The organism is Fimbriimonadales bacterium, from assembly GCA_035559795.1.
Classification (GTDB): domain Bacteria; phylum Armatimonadota; class Fimbriimonadia; order Fimbriimonadales; family ATM1; genus DATMAR01.
On the sequence record DATMAR010000011.1, the window covers coordinates 1 to 21,152 of the forward strand.

The 21,152-nt window shown below is 47.1% G+C and carries 13 protein-coding genes; 4 read left to right on the forward strand and 9 right to left on the reverse strand.

The window, feature by feature from the left end:
- The coding region (locus VNK96_06635; protein HWP31382.1) for a hypothetical protein at positions 1 to 202 on the forward strand (202 nt) is incomplete at its 5' end.
- Between the two features lie 123 nt (positions 203 to 325).
- Entirely contained in the window at positions 326 to 2,026 is a 1,701-nt protein-coding gene (locus tag VNK96_06640; GenBank protein HWP31383.1) for a PQQ-dependent sugar dehydrogenase, read from the forward strand.
- 176 nt (positions 2,027 to 2,202) lie between these two features.
- Here VNK96_06640 and VNK96_06645 read toward each other — a convergent pair whose 3' ends face one another.
- Both VNK96_06645 and VNK96_06650 read right to left on the reverse strand, forming a co-directional pair.
- On the reverse strand, positions 2,203 to 3,138 hold the full coding sequence (locus tag VNK96_06645) for a proline dehydrogenase family protein (protein HWP31384.1): 936 nt from the start codon (positions 3,136 to 3,138) through the stop codon (positions 2,203 to 2,205).
- Between the two features lie 23 nt (positions 3,139 to 3,161).
- Positions 3,162 to 4,451, reverse strand: coding sequence for a SpoIID/LytB domain-containing protein (locus VNK96_06650; protein ID HWP31385.1), 1,290 nt, complete (start codon positions 4,449 to 4,451; stop codon positions 3,162 to 3,164).
- A 246-nt stretch (positions 4,452 to 4,697) separates the two neighbouring features.
- Between VNK96_06650 and rpoB the strand changes: the two genes are divergently transcribed.
- The gene (gene rpoB / locus VNK96_06655) at positions 4,698 to 8,717 is read left to right on the forward strand and encodes a DNA-directed RNA polymerase subunit beta (GenBank protein HWP31386.1); all 4,020 of its coding nucleotides are present in this window, start codon (positions 4,698 to 4,700) and stop codon (positions 8,715 to 8,717) included.
- A gap of 81 nt (positions 8,718 to 8,798) precedes the next feature.
- Positions 8,799 to 13,526, forward strand: coding sequence for a DNA-directed RNA polymerase subunit beta' (locus VNK96_06660; protein ID HWP31387.1), 4,728 nt, complete (start codon positions 8,799 to 8,801; stop codon positions 13,524 to 13,526).
- Positions 13,527 to 13,560: 34 nt separating this feature from the next.
- On the opposite strand, the gene VNK96_06665 is transcribed toward VNK96_06660, so the two are convergent.
- From VNK96_06665 to VNK96_06695, 7 genes are all read right to left on the reverse strand, one after another.
- Positions 13,561 to 14,403, reverse strand: a complete 843-nt coding sequence (locus VNK96_06665; protein HWP31388.1) for a hypothetical protein — start codon at positions 14,401 to 14,403, stop codon at positions 13,561 to 13,563.
- A gap of 7 nt (positions 14,404 to 14,410) precedes the next feature.
- The gene (locus VNK96_06670; protein HWP31389.1) at positions 14,411 to 15,295 is read right to left on the reverse strand and encodes a DNA glycosylase; all 885 of its coding nucleotides are present in this window, start codon (positions 15,293 to 15,295) and stop codon (positions 14,411 to 14,413) included.
- Positions 15,292 to 17,346, reverse strand: a complete 2,055-nt coding sequence (gene ligA / locus VNK96_06675) for an NAD-dependent DNA ligase LigA (GenBank protein HWP31390.1) — start codon at positions 17,344 to 17,346, stop codon at positions 15,292 to 15,294. Before ligA ends, VNK96_06670 begins: the two co-directional genes overlap by 4 nt.
- Before the next feature lie 24 nt (positions 17,347 to 17,370).
- Positions 17,371 to 18,204 (reverse strand): hypothetical protein, encoded by an 834-nt coding sequence (locus tag VNK96_06680; GenBank protein ID HWP31391.1) that lies wholly within the window; start codon positions 18,202 to 18,204, stop codon positions 17,371 to 17,373.
- Complete coding sequence (locus tag VNK96_06685) at positions 18,201 to 19,055, reverse strand: hypothetical protein (protein ID HWP31392.1); 855 nt, start codon at positions 19,053 to 19,055, stop codon at positions 18,201 to 18,203. The genes VNK96_06680 and VNK96_06685 overlap by 4 nt, the downstream gene beginning before the upstream one ends.
- Before the next feature lie 83 nt (positions 19,056 to 19,138).
- On the reverse strand, positions 19,139 to 19,945 hold the full coding sequence (locus VNK96_06690; GenBank protein ID HWP31393.1) for a hypothetical protein: 807 nt from the start codon (positions 19,943 to 19,945) through the stop codon (positions 19,139 to 19,141).
- A gap of 24 nt (positions 19,946 to 19,969) precedes the next feature.
- Positions 19,970 to 21,049: a hypothetical protein gene (locus VNK96_06695; protein ID HWP31394.1), complete on the reverse strand. Its 1,080-nt coding sequence runs from the start codon at positions 21,047 to 21,049 to the stop codon at positions 19,970 to 19,972.
- Between the last annotated feature and the right edge of the window lie 103 nt (positions 21,050 to 21,152).

The window sequence follows — 21,152 nt, forward strand, 5'->3', positions numbered from 1 at the left end:
CTGGGAAGCCGTTTCGAGCGGAACTGCAGGTGCTAACGATAAAGTTACCGATGCGGTCATCACTTCGAATATAGAAAGATTCATTCAATCTTCGGATAGAGAGATTCGCGCACGAATAACGTGGACACGCATCGCCACCGCCACCTCACCGCCTTCGGAGATATTCGTAGACGAGGCTACTTGGCGTTTCGTGTATCAATAGAAAACCTCGCATGATTGCGGATATAGAAATGAATATGATCAGCCGATATAAGTTCAAACTGAACGTCCGATTATGCTTTTTGAGGAATAACAATTCCTTAGTGTTATTTTTAAGGAGACAAGTATGGTTAGAGTATCTGTCTTTCTTTGCGTTACTATCTTCGCAGGAAACGCATTCTCGCAAAATTTATATTTAAACGATTATTATTACGAGCCCTATTTCTCCGGATTCATTTTCCCTACTTCGTTCGCTTGCATAGGTGAAGAAGAATTCCTCGTGCTCGAAATTCACACTGGACGAGTCATTCATCTGAAAGAAGGCAATAAAACGATAGCCCTCGACCTCGATGTTTCCAACAACGCAGAGCAAGGATTACTGGGAATCGCTCTGCATCCGAATTTCATAACCAATGGTGTCGTAGCGCTCTTTTATTCGAAAAACGACCAAATCGGCAAAGACGGAGGAAATTGGATCGACAATCGCGTAGAAACTTTCTCATGGGACGGCGAAAAATTAAATTTCCTAAATACACTAATAACTTTCCCTTACGACCCCGATCAAAAAAATGGACCGACACATGACGGTGGAAAACTCACCGTCGGGAAGGACGGACATCTTTATATCACCCATGGAGATTTTTTGCGAGGAGGATTCGAAAACCCACGAATCGAAATGAACACGAGCGAAACGGATGTCGCTGGAGTAGGTGGGATATATAGAATCTCTTTCACGGGAGAAATTCCTCGGGATAATCCTTTTTACAATAACAGTAATCCTCAAATTCAAAGTCTTTACACATATGGTCTGCGAAATTGCTTCGGCATCGCGACTGACCCTTATACTGGAAGAATATGGGCAACAGACAATGGTCCTGACCAATATGATGAAGTCGATATCATAGGTTCCGGATTCAATGGAGGTTGGCTAAAAATCTGCGGACCCGATGTTCGGGCTTCGAAATATGCAGAAAACAATTATACGGATTACGATGCAAATGACCTCGTCTATCTGCCGAATGCGTATTACGATGACCCTGTGTTTTCATGGCTTCAACCCATAGGTGTCACACAACTCGTTTTTTTAGATAGTTATAAATTCTCTCCGCAAGAGCGCGGAAATGTCCTAATCGGTGAATTCAACTATGGAGGACTTTATCTCTTCGAGGTCAATACGAATCGAAACGGTTTCGTTCTCGGTGGAGCACTCGCCGATAAAGTCGCTGACAACTCTGAGGAAAGAAACCTGAATAAAGTCGGAGACAATTGGGGAATCATCGTGGATATGACCATCGGAAACGATGGATATTTATATCTTCTGCGTTTCGAGACCGGAGAAATTTACCGCATACGCCCATACCAAGATCCTGTCATTCCGAAATCATTCGATTTGAAAGCAGGAAAACTCGTCAACGGCACGCTTACAGATATTCAATTTAGCGATGACTCTTATATGATTTTTCAAACAATGCTGGGAAGGGCTGCCGGAGATGCGCAAATCGAAGTCTTCTCCGTTGCCCCCCCTCCGAGCACGAAGACATTAACAGAACTGCAATTCTTCGTAGAATCGAAAAGCTTCAAGCCTCTCGTACAGACAATAGAACTCTACAACTATGAAACCCAAAAATACCAACTCGTATCCCTATCCACGACCACATCGAGCGATAACACGACTCAGGTAAGCATAACGTCAGACATAAACCGATTCATCGAACCGCTTACACGTGAAATTAAGGCACGAGTGAGTTGGTATAGCGTCTTCTCGATTCTTTCCTTTCAATCTGCAATCGAACTCGACAACGCATCCTGGAAATTTATTTATAAATAAACCGTAGGAGCACCGTAAGGCGCGAATAAAACCTGTAGGAGCGCCGTAAAGCGCGATTTGTAAGCCTCAACTGCTTGTAATGCCTCAACTGCTCCTGCAGTTGAGGCTTCTACTTCAATCGAACTCCTAACCGACACTTCTACTTCTACCGGACCCCTAACCCGACACCAGGAATACTATTTCCCGAACAAACTTCTTATAAAAAACCACAAATTCGCAGGTCTCTCCGCCAAACGCCGAACGAAATACGGATACCAACTCATTCCGTAAGGAATATAAATCCGTAAGTTATATCCCTTCTCGACCAACTCTGCCTGCAATTTCCTTTTCACTCCGAATAACATCTGAAATTCGAACTTCTCTTTCCCGATATTGTTCTTCGCGCAATATCCGATAACCTGCTCGATAATTCGTTCATCGTGCGTCGCAATCGCTGGAAAATTCCCTTTCGAAAGCAATTTCTTTGCATATTCCAGATATGCTGCATCAACATCCCGCTTTTTTTGCAGTGCAACCTCGGGAGGTTCTAAGTAAGCACCCTTTACCAAACGCACACGTATCCCCATTCCTATCATCTCTTCGATGTCTTGTTTTGTTCGATGAAGCATCGCCTGCAAAACCACCCCCACATTCTTTCTCTCGGGCCATACCTCACGCACTAATCTCAGCGTTCGTTCTACTGTCGGGCTCGATTCCATGTCTATACGAATGAAATTCCCGTTACGAGCAGCGACGTCCAAAAGAGTAATCAGACGCCTCTTCGTCTCCGCCTCTTCGAAATCGTGTCCCAACTGCGATAATTTCACCGACACATTGATTTTTTCAGGTGCACTTCCCCCCCCATACGGAGAACGAGCGATATCCTCTACCAGATGCATATATTCCTGAAACGCCGCCTCCGCCTCTTCGTGTCGCGTTGTATGCTCCCCCAAATAATCCAGAGAAGCCGTGAATCCTTTTTTTACCAACTCCTCCGCACTTCGAATTGCGTCTTCGCGTTTGTTTCCCGCGATGAATCTTCGAACAACTGGCTGGGTGATTCTGCTATTCCGTATAAAACGTTCGAACCACGGACGACTGCTTACTAAAAGTATCAGAGAACGAGATAGCATCACGAGTACGACTCGATACTACCTTATCCTCCCTTCTTCGGCAATCTTTTATCTCGATTCTGAGTTCGACTAATCTTGCGGCGAGATAGCGGCTCGAAGAGTGCGACTTCTGCTTGTTTCAACTCCGCCCCTCGATAGTAAGCAGACAAAATTTCCGCGAAATCATAGCCCGCCATCGCTCGGCTTTGAGCGCCCACCTGGCACATCCCTACGCCATGCCCCCATCCCTTGCCCTCGAATTGCCACCCATCTTCGACTCGATTCACTTCGAACAGCGTACTCCGTAACTTGTTCACACCCATAAGGTTTCTGAAATCTACACCCCTTAAAGTCTGTTCCCCCTTTTCTCCTCGCAAAAGCATCTCTTTCACCCTCCCGGACGAAGAACGCTGAACGATAACGATTTCTCGCACCATACCGATTGCAACTTGTCTTTTCTCGAGCAAGGATAACAATTCCTTATCCCCCAATAATAAACTCCAACTATCGTATTTCGAAACCGCATTGAAAGGATTTCCGTTTACGTCTGCATCGAGCACACTAACTAAATAGGGAACGTCGCTAGAAAAAACTTCCGAAGCAGATTCCGTTACCCCCCCACAATCTGCGCAATACAAAGCCGAAATCGGCTTGCCTTGATGGATCAATACCAGATGCGCCGTCTCCGATATCGCCTCGTTCGTGCTTTCTTTTTCTACGTCGTAACCGCGATACACCTGAGAACTCGTCGTGTCGTCCAAATCGTAAGGCGTTTTTCTCTCGTGGATCATCCGGCTATAGGCAAAGGTTCGTGCGGCGACCGCCTGCGCCTTCAACGCTTCTTTAGACCAAGTAAATGGCATTTCACAAGGAACGACACCTCGCAAATACAATTCCACAGGCAACTCGTTAATGACTTGCAGGGAATCTCCCATTACTACGACTCGAATCCCTCCCCTATAATTTCGTTTTATCGAAGAAGCGCGAACTTCTATAATTTCGTTCTTAGCGCGTATATCTACCATGGAATAAAGTTTGCGTTCCGATTTCGTCGAGTCTTCCCCGATTTTCAACCTCCCTCCATCGAAGCTAACCCTTTCTTGCTTTCCATTCTCGCATCGCGCAAGGGTCTCACCAGTCTCCCCATCGTAAATTTCGAATCCCTCCTTCGATGAAAGGAAAACCTCTTTCGCCGTCCCGAGGCTTTTTAGATGAACCCGAATCGAGGGTCCCCAATTCTGCTCCGCCGCCGATTGCTTTGCAAAGGCAGCTCCTCCGTTGAGCAAAACCCCATTGAGCAAAATCACCCCCAAAGTAGCCCAAACCTTCATCATCATCAGATTATGGCAATTTTGGGCGAGGCAACCTGCTTTTGCCTGACCTTATTTATAGACAAGCAGACAACCTTCCTCTGGCTGGTTAAACCTTCCCGATGGCTATCTCCCCTCGCCACTTATGACCCAATCCAGCTGTTCATTCATTCGTAACCCATAAAAAATAAAAAAATTTAGATAACCCCTTGACAACACTTCCACTCAAGGGGTAGGCTGGTAGTTTGTCATTGCACCGCGGAGGTATTAATGAAGGTTGTCCGACAGGCTTCGGCAAATACCGAGCATGTCTTAGAAATTCCCAATCTAATCGAACTTCAACTCAACTCGTACAAAAATCTACTTGAACAGGGTCTTCCCGAACTTCTAAAAAGTTTTTCGCCGATATACGATTTTACCGGCTCGAACTTCATAGAGTTCGTAGACTTCTACCTCGGAGAGCCAAAGTATACCGTAGACGAGTGTAGAGCGCGAGACGTCACGTTCGAAGCGCCTATCAAAGTACAGGTTCGCTTAGGAGGCAAAGATCGAGAGGTCATCGAATCGGAGGTGTACCTCGGCGATTTGCCTTTAATGACTGACGCCGGCACTTTTATTATTAATGGAAGAGAGCGGGTCATCGTCTCCCAGCTCGGTAGAAGCCCTGGGGTGTATTTCTTCGACGAACCTCAGCAAGCCACGAAGTGGGAACTTCGACACGTTCTTATGCACCGCCTTCCACTCAGAGCGGAAGTGCTGCCGAACCAAGGCAAATGGATGGAAATTTCGGAATCCGAGCCGAATTTTGTCCTCTGGGTGCCGCTAAACCAAAGTAAGAAAATCCCGATAACCCAACTCCTCAAAGTTTTCTCTGCCTTCGAGCAAACGAAACAACCCATTACCAAACCCATCGAAGAAGCGATTCATCGCTATCTCGCCGAGCCGCTCGTCCATCCGCAAACCGGAGAGATACTCGCCGACACAGACACCTTTATCACCGAAGAACTCATAGAAAACTTGCCGAAAGCCGCCAGAAATCTCACAGTAAGGTGCTACGCTCGCACGAACACGAACGAAAACATCTTGCTCACCTTCGGAAAAACTCACGAAATTAAAAACCCCACTGCCGAAGAAATCGTCGGTAAACGAACCCTCGAAGAAATAACAGACGGGAGCGAACTCGTTATTACGAAGTTAGGAAAAATAGATTTCGATACCGCTAAAAAAATCGAGAGTTTGAAACTAAAAAAACTCAGAATACTCGAAGTCAATCCTTTCATCGATGCCTCCTTAGAACACGACACGACAGATAACGTTCGTAGTGCCCTTCGGGATGTTCATCGCAAACTACGACCGGGTGAAACTCAAGACGAAGAGAATGCAAAAGCACAAATCTATGCGCTCTTCTTAGATCCGAGAAACTATGATCTCGGACGCGTCGGTCGCCACCAGATGAATCGTCGCCTTCATTTGGACATCAGCGACGACGTTCGCCACGTCACCATCGAAGATTTAGTCCAAATGGTCATTCACCTTACGAAACTTCTCGATGGTGAAGCAAGTGGAGACGACATCGACCATTTGAAAAACAAACGAATTAAATCCATCGGGGAATTACTTCTGAATCAAATGCGCGTCGGATTAGCGCGAATGGAGAAAGTCGCGCGCGAAAGAATGACGAGCACAGAACCAGAGAATCTCCTGCCAGGAATTATCCTGAGCGTGAAGCCTGTAACGGCGAGCATAAAAAGTTTCTTCGCCAGCAGTCACCTCAGCACGTTCATGGACCAAACGAATCCATTGAGCGCTCTTTCGAACAAGCGACGTCTTTCGACCCTTCCCGAAAAGCGCCCCCCCGGGTCTACTCGCGCGGGTGTCGTGGACGCTCAACGCGAAGTGCAGCTCAGCGAATATGGACGAATTTGCCCGATCGAGACTCCAGAAGGTCCGAACGTCGGATTGATGAAACAGCTCACGGTCTACGCAAAAGTAGACGATGACGGGTTTTTGTATGCTCCGTTCCGAGTCGTGAAGAACGGAAGGGTTACGAATGAAATCATTTATCTCGTAGCAGGAGACGAAGACGATAAGAAAGTCGCCCCCCCAGATGCTCCCCTCGATTCCAAGGGTGCATTCAAAGACGAATACGTAATGGTGAGATACAAAGGAGAATTCCCCGAAGTTCCCCGAGACGAAGTGGAACTTATGGATGCCTCCCCGGTAATCGTATCCGTCGCTGCCTCTTGCATCCCCTTCCTCAATCATGACGACGGTGCTCGTGCGTTGATGGGCGCAAACATGCAAAGACAAGCAGTTCCCCTTCTGCGCTCGGAAGCACCTATCGTAGGAACGGGATACGAAACAAGAATCGCAAGAGACAGCGGTGCATCCGTCCATGCACTTCGTAACGGAATCGTTGAATCCGTCACTGCTCGCGAAATCCGAATCCGAACGGAAAACGGCGAAGTAGATTCCTATTTATTAGAACACGGACGCCAATCTAACAAATCCACATGCTTTACACAAAGACCTATCGTAATTCCTGGCCAAAAAGTATTCGCGAATCAACCTATCGCCGATGGACCGACTTGCGACAACGGTGAATTGGCTCTCGGAAAGAATCTCGTAGTCGCCTTCATGCCGTGGCGTGGCTACAACTTCGAAGACGCTATCGTCGTTTCGGAACGGTTGGTCAAAGAAGACGTATTTACTTCGATTCATATTGAACGCCACGATGTAGAAGCGGTAGATACGAAATTAGGACCTGAAGAAATCACGAGAGACATTCCCAATGTGGGGGAAGAAGCACTCAAGGATTTAGACGAAAGTGGAATCGTCAGAATCGGCGCAGAAGTACGTCCTCTCGATATTCTCGTAGGCAAAGTCCAACCGAAAGGTCAGGTCGAACTGACTGCAGAGGAAAGATTGATCATCGCAATCTTCGGAAAGAAAGCCGAAGAGACTCGTGACGTTTCCTTACGCCTACCACACGGAGAACAAGGAACTGTCGTAGATGTGAAAGTATTCAGCCGCTATAAATACCGCTGTAAAGAAACCGGAAAAATCTTCTACGAAGCAAAGAAACGAGAAAGCATGGTAAGCGAAGTAACCGGGGGGGAACTCGAACAAATCCCTGGTGACGAACTTCCAGCCGGCACGAATATGACGGTTCAAGTGTATGTCGCTCAAAAACGAAAACTCACAGTAGGCGACAAAATGGCTGGTCGGCATGGAAATAAAGGAGTCATCAGCAAAATCGTTCCCGAAGAAGATATGCCCTTCTTGCAAGATGGCACTCCGGTGGATATCGTTCTCAATCCTCTCGGCGTTCCGAGCCGTTTGAATGCAGGGCAAATGCTCGAAGCCCTTTTAGGGCTCGTTGGAAAAGAATTCGGAATTCGTTTTCTTGCACCAGCATTCGAAGGAGCATCCCCGCGACATGTACTCGAAGAACTGAAACATGTCGCAGAAAGCTACCGACAAAACGTTCTGCAAGCATACGTGAATTCAGAACTCAAACTCAATTTGAAATTCCGTCGTAACGCTTCGGTGGAGGAAATGTTCGAAGAAATCGAAAACGCTCTTCGAAAATTAGGAAAACGAAGACTCGAAGAAATCTCGAGCATAGTTGCAGCCGAGCCGGTAATAAGCGTAACGCAAATGAATCCTGAACCGGAGATGTCTTCGGAAGAAATCGAAAAGGAACCACCGTACAAAGCGCCTGAAAGCGTGTACCGTTCCATCCTCGAACGAATCCGACACAACGTTTGGGTGCGTGCGGGTATTGATGAGCGAACCGGCAAAAGTTTGCTCCGCGATGGAGCTACGGGAGAATTGTTCGAATTCCCGGTCGCTGTCGGCGTTATGTACATGTTCAAACTCGAACATCTCGCTGAAGAAAAAATTCACGCACGAAGCATCGGTCCTTATTCGCTCGTAACCCAGCAACCATTGGGCGGAAAAGCCCAATTCGGCGGACAACGATTCGGAGAAATGGAAGTGTGGGCTCTCGAAGCGTATGGCGCAGCCAACACTCTCCAAGAAATCATCACGATTAAATCCGACGACGTGATAGGCCGCGTAAAAACCTATGAAAGCATCGTACGTGGAGAAACGATTTTAGAACCAGGAATCCCAGAGTCTTTCAAAATTCTCGTCAATGAACTGCGGAGCCTCGGCCTGAAAGTAACTGTCGAGGATAAGAACAATCGAGAAATCAATTTGAAAGACCTCGAAGAATATTCTGCAGCGGACGATATGAAACTCGCTCGCTCCGTAGGATTCTTCTAAACATAACACGAAAACAAAATATGAATTTTATAATAACCTTCTATTGCCTTCGCAAAAAGAAACAAAAAGGTCAAACAAACTATGCCTGATGTATCTATATTCGACAAAATTCGTTTAAGCATCGCAAGTCCGGAAGACATCGTCGCATGGTCTCACGGCGAAGTCAAAAAACCGGAGACGATTAACTATCGCACGTTCAAACCAGAACGTGACGGTCTTTTCTGTGAGCGTATCTTCGGTCCCGTCAAAGACTGGGAGTGCCACTGCGGACGTTACAAGAAAGTCAAATACAAAGGAATCGTCTGCGAAAGATGCGGAGTCGAAGTAACACGCTCTCGTGTTCGCCGCGAGCGAATGGGACATATCGAATTAGCCGCTCCGGTGTGTCACATTTGGTATCTCAAAAGTGTTCCGTCTCCCATCGCGCTTTTACTCAACCTTTCTCCGCGCGATTTGGAAAAAGTCGTTTACTTCGGCAGTTTCATCGTGATTGAAATAGACCGTGAAAGCCTCGACGCAGCGCGCGATGAAATCGAAAAAGCAGTAGAAGACGAAAAACTCGCAATACAACAACAAGCCGAGGAACTCGAGCATGAAATCCGCGAGGAATTAGCACGAGAACTCGAGGAAAACAAAGACGAATACGACGAAGCGACTATCCGAGAACGCACGAAAGCAGTCAACGACCGCATCAAAGCAGAACAAAGAGACGCAAACGACCGCATCAAAGAGATGGACGTCGCGCTCGAAGTGCTATACAAACTCGAGCCGAATATGCTCATCGAGGAAGACAAATATCGAGCCGTCGTTCGAATGCTTCAGGCAGTGACACGCCGTCTCGGTCGGAATTTCTCTAACATGCTAAGAGCTGAAATCGGCGCTGCAGCAGTTAAGGAACTTCTCAGTCGCGTGGCTCTCGAACCGCTTGCAAAAGAACTCAAACATATCATCCTCACAACGACTGGTCCGAAGCGTGCTCGCGCAATCAAGCGACTCGAAATCGTAGAAGCATTCCTCCATTCGAAAGCCAAACCCGAATGGATGGTTTTGGAAAATCTTCCCGTTATTTCTCCGGAATTGCGACCCATGGTGCAACTCGACGGCGGACGCTTCGCAACCTCAGACTTGAACGACCTTTATCGCCGCATCATCAACCGAAACAACCGACTTAGAAAAATACAAGAAATCCGTGCACCTGAATCGATTATCAATCACGAAAAACGCCTTCTCCAGGAAGCCGTAGATGCACTTATTGATAACGGTCGTCGCTCCCGCCCCGTCGTGGGGAGCAACAACCGTCCGCTCAAATCCTTGAGCGATATGCTCAAAGGCAAAGAAGGAAGATTTCGCAAAAACCTTCTCGGAAAACGAGTTGACTATTCTGGGCGCGCTGTCATCGTCGTCGGTCCACATCTGAAACTTCACCAATGCGGCATTCCCAAAGAAATGGCACTCGAGCTCTTCAAGCCTTATGTCATGCGCACATTGGTGGAAGAAAAACTAACACCGAACATCAAAACTGCAAAGCGAATGATTGATAGAATGCATCCCGAAGTTTGGGACGCATTGGAAAAAGTCATCAAAGATTATCCCGTACTGCTCAACCGCGCTCCTACTTTGCACCGTTTCGGAATCCAAGCCTTCGAACCCGTGCTCGTAGATGGAAAAGCGATCCAAATTCATCCTTTGGTCTGCCCCCCCTATAACGCTGACTTCGATGGCGACCAAATGGCAGTGCACGTTCCTCTTAGTGTTGCGGCTCAAGCAGAAGCGCGCATCCTCATGCTGAGTTCTAACAACCTTTTCAGCCCGGCAAACGGGCAACCCACGATGACTCCGATGCAAGACATCGTGTTGGGTTGTTACGGACTTACTTTGGTTCATCGAGAAGCAAAAGAAAAGTTTCATGCCGCGCTCGAAGCCCATCGCAAAAATCCGACACAAAATCCTCCACCCAGAACGTATTCTTCACCAGAAGAAGCAATTTCTCTCGCCACGCATCCGGATATTTCGGTACGCATTCCTCTCAATGCACCTGTTTTCGTTCGATTGACTCGACCTGTTGGTCCTCCAAAAGAAGACGGCACACAAGAATACGAAACCGTCATTCGCGAAATGACACCCGGACAAATGATTTTCCACGAAATCCTTCCATTCCCTCTGAAATATCACGACGATTGGATTAACGTGGAGATGTCCAAACGCAATATCACCCGCTTGATCACAGAAGCAAAAGAAAAACTCGACTCACAAGCCGTCGTCGAAATGCTCGACCGTATAAAAGAACTCGGTTTCGAATGGGCAACGCGTTATGGCTTTACAATCACCGTCGCCGACGTTGACCCCCTCTCTGCTCCTACATCCGACCGCTCTCTCATCGCCACTATGGCTAAAGAATGGAGACAGGGAGTTATGCCCACCCATTATTCCGAAACTTACGCGAGGTCTCGGGCTGCTTCTCGATTGGGCGAACTCATCGAAAAGAAAATCGGTGACAGCCAAAAAGAAACACGCGTCGTTCGTAACAGATACGAACTCGGCGGTATCGCACGCAACGAACGCGACCGTAACCTCATGAATATCTGGGGAGACACTTTCGGAGATTTGAGTGAAAGCATTATCAACGAAATGGGTCAGTTCAACCCATTGCGCATGATGGTCGAATCCGGTGCACGAGGTTCGAAAGAACAACTCGTGCAGTTAATGGCGACGCGTGGAATGTTCCGCAACAACTTCAACCAGCCGATTACCGATATCGTCGGTGGAAACGGGCTTCTCGCCGGTTCGCGCGTTTTCGAATACTTCGTCTCGATGTTCGGTACTCGAAAAGGCGTAACCGACACAGCCCTTCTTATGGGTTACTCCGGCTTTATTGCAAGAAGATTGGTAGACGTCTCTCACGATGTCGTTATCAACGCAGAAGATTGTGGAACGACATCCGGTGTATACGTATCTCGAATCGAAAGCGACAACGACGTCATCGAAACCCTTAGAGAAAGAGTGCGAGGCAGAACAGCAGTAGAAGACATTTACGACCCACGCAATAAAGAGAAGAAAAAGATAGTCGCAGCCAATGAAGTTATCGATGACAAGACCGCCGACATATTGGAACAAATTAGCGAAACATACTATAAAGCGCGCTCTGAAGCGAAAACTGCTGAAGACCCGAAAAAAGTCATAAGTACTTTAGAAAACACCTATCGCAAAGCCGGATTCCGAATCGGCGAACATGGCGAATTGCAAGTTACTATCCGCAGTCCTCTCACATGCGACCTCGAGAAAGGAATCTGCAGCAAATGCTACGGATGGGACCTATCAACATCGAGATTGGCAGAAAAAGGGCTCGCAGTCGGAGTCATTGCAGCGGAAACGATGAGCGAGCCACTGAGCCAGTTAACGATGAGAACGTTCCACCACGGTGGCGTCGCTCTCGGAACGGTTCTCACTGGATACACCCAAGCCGGACGAATGTACGGAACGCTTCACCAAGAAATGAAAGCCGACATCGTGCGTGATGAATCCGCTTTGGAAACTTGGCCCGATTTCGTGAGTGAACAAAAAAGCGTGATCGAAGGACTCATGGGGAAAGAAAAGAACGGCGAAGAAAAACCCGCAAAAGGCGCTAAATCAAAAGCGAAAAAGACGGATCAGCCCCCCCGCGTAAGTACGGCGAACCGCCAATTGGCACGAGAATTAGTAGAACATTCGCTTTACCACTACGTAGGAATCCCGTTCGTCGAACGTCTCCTCGAAGCACGTCGTGCCCCGAAAGGCGAAGCCGTGATTTCTCGATACGGCGGTGAAGTGATAAAAATCGAAAGTGGCGCACTCGGACGATGGGTAGTCATCAAAGGAGAACTTCCCATAGATTCAGAAGAACTTCCTGGAAAACCGATTGCAGAAGAAATCCGACATCCGGAAACGAAAGAAGTTCTCTTTCAGCCAGGCACTGAACTCACGAAATCCGCGATTGAACGCCTCGCGAAGCTCGGAATCGAAAAAGTTAAAGTTCTCGAAATTTTGCTTCTTCCGAAACGCAGAATCTTGCTCATCAAAGAAGGAGACATCGTGAAACCGGGCGATCCGCTCACGCAAGGACCGATGGAATTGAATGGTTTGCTCGAATTTCGCGGCATCCGCGCGGTACAGGAATATCTCATAAAAGAATTGCAGTCTCTCTATAAATCGAACGGTGTGAATATCAACGACCGTCATCTCGAAATCATCTGCCGACAAATGCTGCGCAAAGTGAAGATTCGAGATGCTGGAGATTCGAAATTCCTACCAGGGCAGATTGTTGACCGCTTCGCGCTTCGTAGAGAAAACGAGCGCATTCAAGCGATGATCGATGCAGGTGAACAGATCGAGGCAGAAGATCCAATCACGGGCGAATTCGTGCGACGCACTCCGAGACTTGCAACGGCAGATCCCGTCATTCAAGGCATCACCGAAGCGGCTCTCACGACGGATTCCTTCCTTTCCGCTGCATCCGCACAGAAAACGGTGCGCGTTTTGACAGAAGCATCCGTGAAAGGCAAAACCGATGAATTGGTCGGACTCAAAGAAAACGTGATTATCGGTCGGTTGATTCCCGCCGGTAGTGGCTTCCCTGCTTATCGCAACATTCAAGTAAAAACGACGCGCGAACCCGTATGGGCGAAAACTGCAATCTCTGCTCTCGCAAGCATGCAGGAAAAAGAGTTACCCGAGGAAGCAGAAGAAGTAGAAGAAGGCGATATCGGCGACATCCGTTCTTTAGCCGAAAGCCTCGGCGCTGAACCTAAAAGCACGGAAGAAAAAGGACAATAAAACAGGCTTCGGCAATCTCAAAAGAGCGGTAAATTCACTTCAAAAGCAACGGGATAACCGAAACCCGACATGGTTTGCCCTCACTCGTCGTCAGCAACCTCTTCTTGTTAAAAACATCGAAGCATATTCCCTCACCTTGTCTCTCGAAAGGAATTCGTAGCAATCGAGGCGCTTTCTCGAACCAGCGTCCTTTCGAATTGTCGTAAAGATATGCCACGAAATAAGTACGAACAACGACAAATTGTCCATCCGGGCTCATGTCCGCACCTGTAACTAAACGGTTCGCTCGCACCGCGTTGTCCATTTTCAATTCACCGAGTTTTTCCAGAGTATAAGAATGTTTCGAATCCTTTAGAGAAGCCATATAAACACCAGGTTGACCAGCCCTTTCTTTTGTAATTAATATCAATTCTTCCTTCGGAGACACGATTAACGCTTCGCAATCATGCGCCTCATCGGGATATTTCAATGTATATGTGTCGAATTCTCTTATCGTGTGAATCCCAGGTTTCGCCTCGGGTTCGCGAACTCGATATACAACTATTTCTTTTCGAATTCTCGCGTTATCTCCGACATCGGCGATATACAAATAGGGAACTCCTCCGATTTTTGCACTCGCCATATCCTCCCAATCTATCGCCTTTGCATTCTGCAAGGTGTATGTTCCCAAATCCTTTCCATTTTCGTCGAATGCGTACAAGTTCGGTCCGTCGCCGCTATCGTTATGGGTCCAATAAATCCCTCGCATTCGATGAGATGCGGCCACTCCGCTGCTTTCCGTAACATGCGAATTTTCGAGTTCGCAAAGAAGCGAAGATTGCCCAGAGGACGGAGTCAGCCCGAATGCGAATAAACAACAAAAAACAGAAATCATCATAAACTCATCAACATCCGATGCGAGCAACTACACCTCTGTTTCGAGTGCGAAACGCAAGCATTCTATCATAAAACAAATATTGATGCGCCCACCCTGCCAAATCTCCGAATCGCTCACGAAACAGTTCGCCAATCGCATTGTAGCGTCTCTCGGTGAGGCTTTTCCCCTTCCATTCGGGAAAATAAAGTTCGGTTGCACGATTCCATAGATGCGTATCTACTGGAACGGCACGTTCATGTCCTAAACCAATCAAGCACACACAATCCGCCACCTTCTGTCCCACCCCTTCGAATTCACATAACGATGCTTTCGCTTCTTCGTAAGGAACACTTTTCAAACCTTCCAACCAATTCCGTGGTTTTTGCAAAAGTTTTTTCGCAACCAATGGCAAAACTCGTCCACGATATCCGAATGCTTTGGCGCGCAGTTCGCTTTCTGGAATTTCTGCAATTCTTTCCGCAGTCGGAAAGGCAAACCACTCTGTTCCATTTTCTATTTCCTCGCCATATTCTGCGAGTTTAGCGACCAATCCCATGATGCGTTTGATGTTGTTATTCGGCGTGCATAGAAAGGTAAAAAGTGTCTCATCCGCTCGCTCGGGACGCAATACGCGCAAACCTCGATGCGATTCGACATACGGTTTGAGTTCCGGTGCGATGCGAATTATTTTTTCTGCGATTTCCGCTGAGCTTCGATGGAGTTGAAAAAAACGATACGCCGCATTCCTATCCGGAAAAGATTCTAACTCCCAGCCTTTTTTAACTTTTCTCGCTCGAATAATGCTCGAACCGTCTATCCCGATCCATCCGTCTTCGACTCTGCGAAAGCGAAACACTTGTCCACTACAAACACACAAACCTACATCCAATTCTTCGTCGGGAACGAAAATCACTTTCGAACACCGCTTTCTTCGAGCATCTTGAGAAATTCTTTTTCATCAATGATTTTCACACCGTATTTTTTAGCATTGTCCAGTTTCGACCCAGCGCCTGGTCCGGCAACGACCAAATCCGTTTCTTTGCTTACACTGCTGCTCGCGCGTCCGCCGAGCCTTCGCACCAAAGCTTCAGCATCTTCTCGCGTCATCGTTTCCAACTTGCCTGTAAAGACAACAGTTTTTCCAGAAAACGGAGTTTTCGTTTCTTCCTCTGCAGCGATGGGTTGCGGCTTCACCCCCGCTTCCTCTAATCTCTTCAAAAGACGCTTGGTTTCTTCGCTTTTGAAAAATTCGACTAATTCTTTCGCAGTGTTCGGTCCGATATCCCGTACTTCTAAGAAGTCTTCGTAAGTGGCTTTCTTTATGCGATCGAGAGTTTTAAAATGCTTCGCGATATCGAACGCCGCTGCTTCACCTACGTAAGGAATTCCCAGCGCGAATAAAAAACGATTCAAAGGTCTTTTCTTCGATGCTTCTATTGCGTTCAAAAGATTCGAAACACTCTTTTCTCCCATCCCCTCCAATTCCATCAATTCGTCTTTGTATTCTTTCAAGTGATAAATGTCTGCCGCATCTTGAATATATCCCAAATCCATAAAACGCAAAATATGCTTTGCGCCCAACCCTTCGATGTCCATCCCGTTTCGAGAGACGAAGTGGATAATACGCTCGGAATTTTGCGCAGGGCAATTTTTGTTAGGACAACGTAAAGCAACTTCACCGGCTTTTCTCTTCGTCAGTTTCGTTTTGCACACCGGGCATTTTTCAGGAGGTTTTGGAATGCTTCCTCGATGCCCCGATTTCGAAACAGGACCGACAACTTCTGGAATCACCTCTCCTGCCCTTTGTACGATTACGGTATCGCCTGGACGCACATCGCGCCGCAGCAATTCGTCGTAATTATGCAAAGTCGCCCGCTTTACGATAACTCCGCTCACGCGAACGGGTTCTAATATGGCAACGGGTGTAAGCACTCCCGTTCTACCCACCTGCCAAATTATTTCCTTGAGTTTCGTCGTGGCTTGCTTCGATGCAAATTTATAGGCTATTGCCCAACGCGGTCCGCGAGATGTGTATCCTAAACGATTCTGCAAATCCCAATCGTTGATTTTGAAAACGAGCCCATCGCATTCGTAATTCAAATTTTCTCTTTTCTTCTCCCATTCTTCTATAAATTTCAAACACTCATCGAGCCCTTTCAATATTCGGGTAAACTCGCTGACACGGAATCCAGCCTTCTTCAACCAGTTATAAAGTTCCCACTGCGTCGAAAACTTCAGCCCCCCCGTAGCGCCGATTCCCCACGCCCAAAAAGAGAGCTTGCGCGATGCCGTAATTCTCGGGTCTAACTGACGGCAAGAGCCGGAAGCGGCATTCCTCGGATTTGCAAAAGGGGGTTCGCCTCTTTCTATTCTTTCTTTATTGATTCGTTCGAATTCTTTTTTATCGAGGATGACTTCGCCTCTCACCTCGATCGTGCCTGGTGCCTCTGTCAGCAAGCGAAGAGGAATCGTGTTTATCGTGCGCGCATTCGGTGTTATGTTTTCTCCGACTTCACCGTCCCCACGTGTCGCTGCGGTTTGCAAAACTCCCTCCACATAAGTAAGCGAAAGCGAAAGACCATCGAATTTCAACTCCCCCGAAAATTCTAACTTGGTATTTTCGGGAACTCCGAGCGCACGAGTAACCCTTTTATAAAAGGCTTCGAATTCCTTTTCATTGAAAGCGTTGTCCAAACTCAACATCGGAACAATATGCCGATGGCTTTCGAATTTTTCGCTCGGTTTTGCTCCGACTCTTTGGGTAGGAGAATCTGGCGTTATTAGTTCCGGATGTTCTTCTTCGATTCGTTTTAGTTCGGCGAACCACGCATCCCACTGTTCATCGGAAACTTCTGGCGAGTCCAAAACATAGTAGAGGTAATTGTGATAATTGATGAGGTCGCGAAGTTCCTTCGCTCTTTTTTCTAACGCCTTTAAATCCTTCGTTTCTGTAGTCTTCGCCATCAAAGATTGTTTTACCGTTTAATATTACGTTTTTTCTCTCTGAAAGGAAACCGTCGAAGAAAACTCCGCTTTCGAAAATCCGAAGGGATATTCGGGTCCCGATAACATAAGATGCCCGTTCCAGGTGACCTCGGATTTTTCGACAATTCCAGTCTTCCTCTCCAAAATCAACGTCCCTACGACGCTTATCCTTCCCCGCAAAGATAGACCCTTCGCTTCGGGGTGCTGCACGAGGTGGTCGAAGTCAAGATTCGTAGCGATTCTAAATCGAAACGCGGGAAAGGGGACGGTGTGGTCTTCGCCATCGAAAATGTAAACGAAACGAACCGGGATACTGCCTACCGGGTCGTCTTCTAAAAACGTTTGTACCGGGAAATCGAAAGGTACTTCGATGCTCGTCCCCACTTTCAGTTTTTCTGCGTTCTTCGTCCACGCCCAAGCCAAAGGAAAAAGCGGCAAGTTGAGAAAATGAGGGATTCGGGGCTTGCCATTGAACGTATAAAACCAAGAACCATCCGCATAACTCACGCGCCATTTGCCCCCCCAACCGAGAATAGACTCTCCTTTCGGCAATGGTTTACCTTCTTCCGTTAGCGACAAATCCTTCGAGAAACCCTCGACTTCATTCTCTCCTAAAGGCTTTACGATAAAGTTTCCCAAAAGAGTCGCTGACGTCACTTCTTTCGCTTTTACCCCCCCCAAATAACGACGAAAAACACTCCCGCGTATCCGATAAAGAAGGGTATTCTCTGGTGGCTTCGGGTGGATATCATGCCCTTGGAATGCCGCGTCGATAGGAGATAAAAGAAAAGGTGTGAGACCGAGCCCCACACCTGTAATCCAAGGCAGCGCAATCATTTTTCTTCCAGATACGTGACGATTGCTTTGAAATCCCCGTTCATCTCCATCGTTTGATTCATGTCCACCATGTCCATTTTCTGTTTTCCTTTCATGTTGTACTCTGCATGAAGAACTTTTCCGGAAGTTTTCTCGATAAGAGTTTCCCCTGTAAGTTGATATTTCGCATCCACGAGCATCTTGCCAACCATCGCTGCTTGGGGATTGTCCTTGAAAATTTCCGCTATGTCACCTTGCATGATCACCTCTCCCTCGATGGTAATCCAATGCACGGATTTGTCTTTGTAGTCTTTATCTCCTTTAAAGGTCGCTTTCAGAGTAATTTCCTTATTCGGCGCAAGCGGATACGGATATTTGATTTCCCAACTATCGCCTTCTTTCACGGGTTTTTCGGGAAACTCGATCATCCAAAACCCTATGTTGGAACTCACGCCCGACATCATTTGATACTCGGCAGGAAAACTTTTGAAATCTATCCCTTTGATACGATTGCGTTCATCCAACTTCCCTTTGATTTCTATCTCCTTCGGCACATCTCCCATAGGTGGTGGGGGCATTCCTTCGACGTCGAATTTCAAATCCGAGATAACCATCCGAACATCTGCTTCTTTTTTTTCTTTATCCACATTTCCCAGTTCGAATCGCATTTTCATCCCTGAAGTGAATTTCATCGGCATATCCACCACACCGGCTGAAGGCATGGAAATCATTTGCGAACCGGAGAGGTCGAATTGATAACTCTCTTTGGTGTTTTCTTTGAGTTCACGCCGCAAGAGAATTTCTTGAAATGTGAATGCAAGCGATGCAATTGCAAATAAAATTACAGGAACGTATTTTTTTATTTGTTTCATTTTCTCACCTTCTACTTCGCTGTTTGTTCTCTTTTAATTTTTTTCTCTCGTTCCCAAACTCTGCTTGGGAACGCACAATTCTGTCAAAACATTTTACGAGTTTTCTTTTCCAATACGAACGTCGTTATCAACTTTCTCGGCTTTTCTGAAGCTCCTTTTAGAGACTCCACCGAGGAGTTCGCTTCTGCGCGAATTTCCGCATAAGATATTACGCCTGAAAGCCCAGAAAAGTACACGACCCCGCTCCCTTTGACTGTCGTTTTTACGAGATATTCCGCCTTCTCTCGCGCAGAAACCGGGTTGTTATTCAAGTCTTCTAAGGTCTCGTAACTTTGCGAAAGTTCGACATCGAAGCGCTCACCCTTTTCCTCCTTGCCTTTGTAAACGACCTCGTAACGCACATCCGAATCTCCGAACTTTCGCGTATAAGTCCACTTTTCGTTTTCTATAATCTCCTTTTCCGGAAATTGCAAAAGCAAAAAGGTTATATCGGGGAGATGCTGAGAATGCAAACCCGGAAGCTGTACGGGCATATTCGCATCCGGTGCTGTTGTTGCTAATATTTTTCCCTGTTTCGTATAGGTTACTTTGGAATCGGGAAAATATTCCTTCACATCTTCGAAAGGAAGTTTCATAGAGACGAAATTATCGGATTCCCCGTCTTTCAATGCCAAATCGAACGATTTCAAAGAATATTGCACCTGAAGTTTATCCTCTTTCGCTTCGTTCGGTCTGATCTCCAAGCCTAAATCTACTTTTATTTTGTTTTCTATCCCCCCCAATATCGGCAAATAGCCGTCGAGGATTATTTTCACGGCATATTCGACAGGATTTTCTGGAATTTGGTAAACGAACGAAGATGTAACTAACAAAAGTAGGCTCGTAATCATCTCTTTATCCTTTTCATACGAATACTAAATGTTAGCGGAAACTTTCGTTCTTCGCTCGACAGCGCGTTTCACGCGTGCAATCGTCTCTTGCGAAACTTCTTTTTCGAAACTTCGAAATCCGGCAAGCCGAAATCCATGTTTTTTCGCCAAATCTTGCATTTCGCGAACTTGTTCGACCGAAACGTTTTTGCCGAGCGTATAGTTTTCGCAACGGTCTTCCAAAGCCAAAATCATCGTTTCAGCCATACAGGCATAAGCGGTTTTCGGAGGAAAACCGAAATCGAATCCGAAATCCACATCACCGGGAACTTCCACCAACCCACCTTCTATAATCAAAACATCGTCTCGCTCTTCGCGAACTCGCACGCTCACGTCGCGTGGTCGAGCGACGTCGCATACGATAGCACCGCTTTTTAAATGTTCCGGCTGAATAATCGCAGTTTCACTGCTCGTCACTGTAATCACGACATCCGCTTCTTTTAAGCGTCGAATATCCGTTGTCGCTTCTGCACAGTGCCCTAATTCCGAAGCCACTTTTGCAGTCGCTTCGAAATCGCGCCCGATCAAAACCATATGCGCGAATTCGGGAGCCAATAAAATCGCGCATGTTCTTCCAATCGAACCCGTTGCACCGACTACGGCAAGAATGGATTCTTTGGTAGGCACTTCTAACAACTTAGCCGCTTCGAGGGCACCTTCGATTGCACTCGCGATCGTGTAACTATTTCCGGTAGTTACTGCAATGGGACTCCGCTTTGCTACGGTTATCCCTCTATCGCCGACCACGGCAGTGAACGCGCCTAATCCAACGATTTTCGCCCCTTGCCTTGCAGCAAGTTCGCAAGATTGGACTATTTTTTCGTAAACGAACTCCAAAGGGAGTCTATTCATCATCCTGGGACTGAGTGGGCATCCGATGAACCAGCCCTTGGTTTCCTTACCCGTAATGGAACGAACTCCTCGTATTTCGCTGAGGACTTGAGGAGATTTGTGCTTGAGTAGCGCTTCGATGACAGGGGTCGGGAGGAAACGAGCGAAAGGATATTTACGCCCCACGTCCCTGTGGAGGTCAATGGGATGGAGGACGAAAGCGAATGTGGTCATGCAGAAACTACCGCAATTATGACAACCCTACGGGGGTTTAAGTTTCCCTTATTGGCCGCTATAGTCATGATTGCCATCTCTGGTTCGTCTATAATTTTTAGGG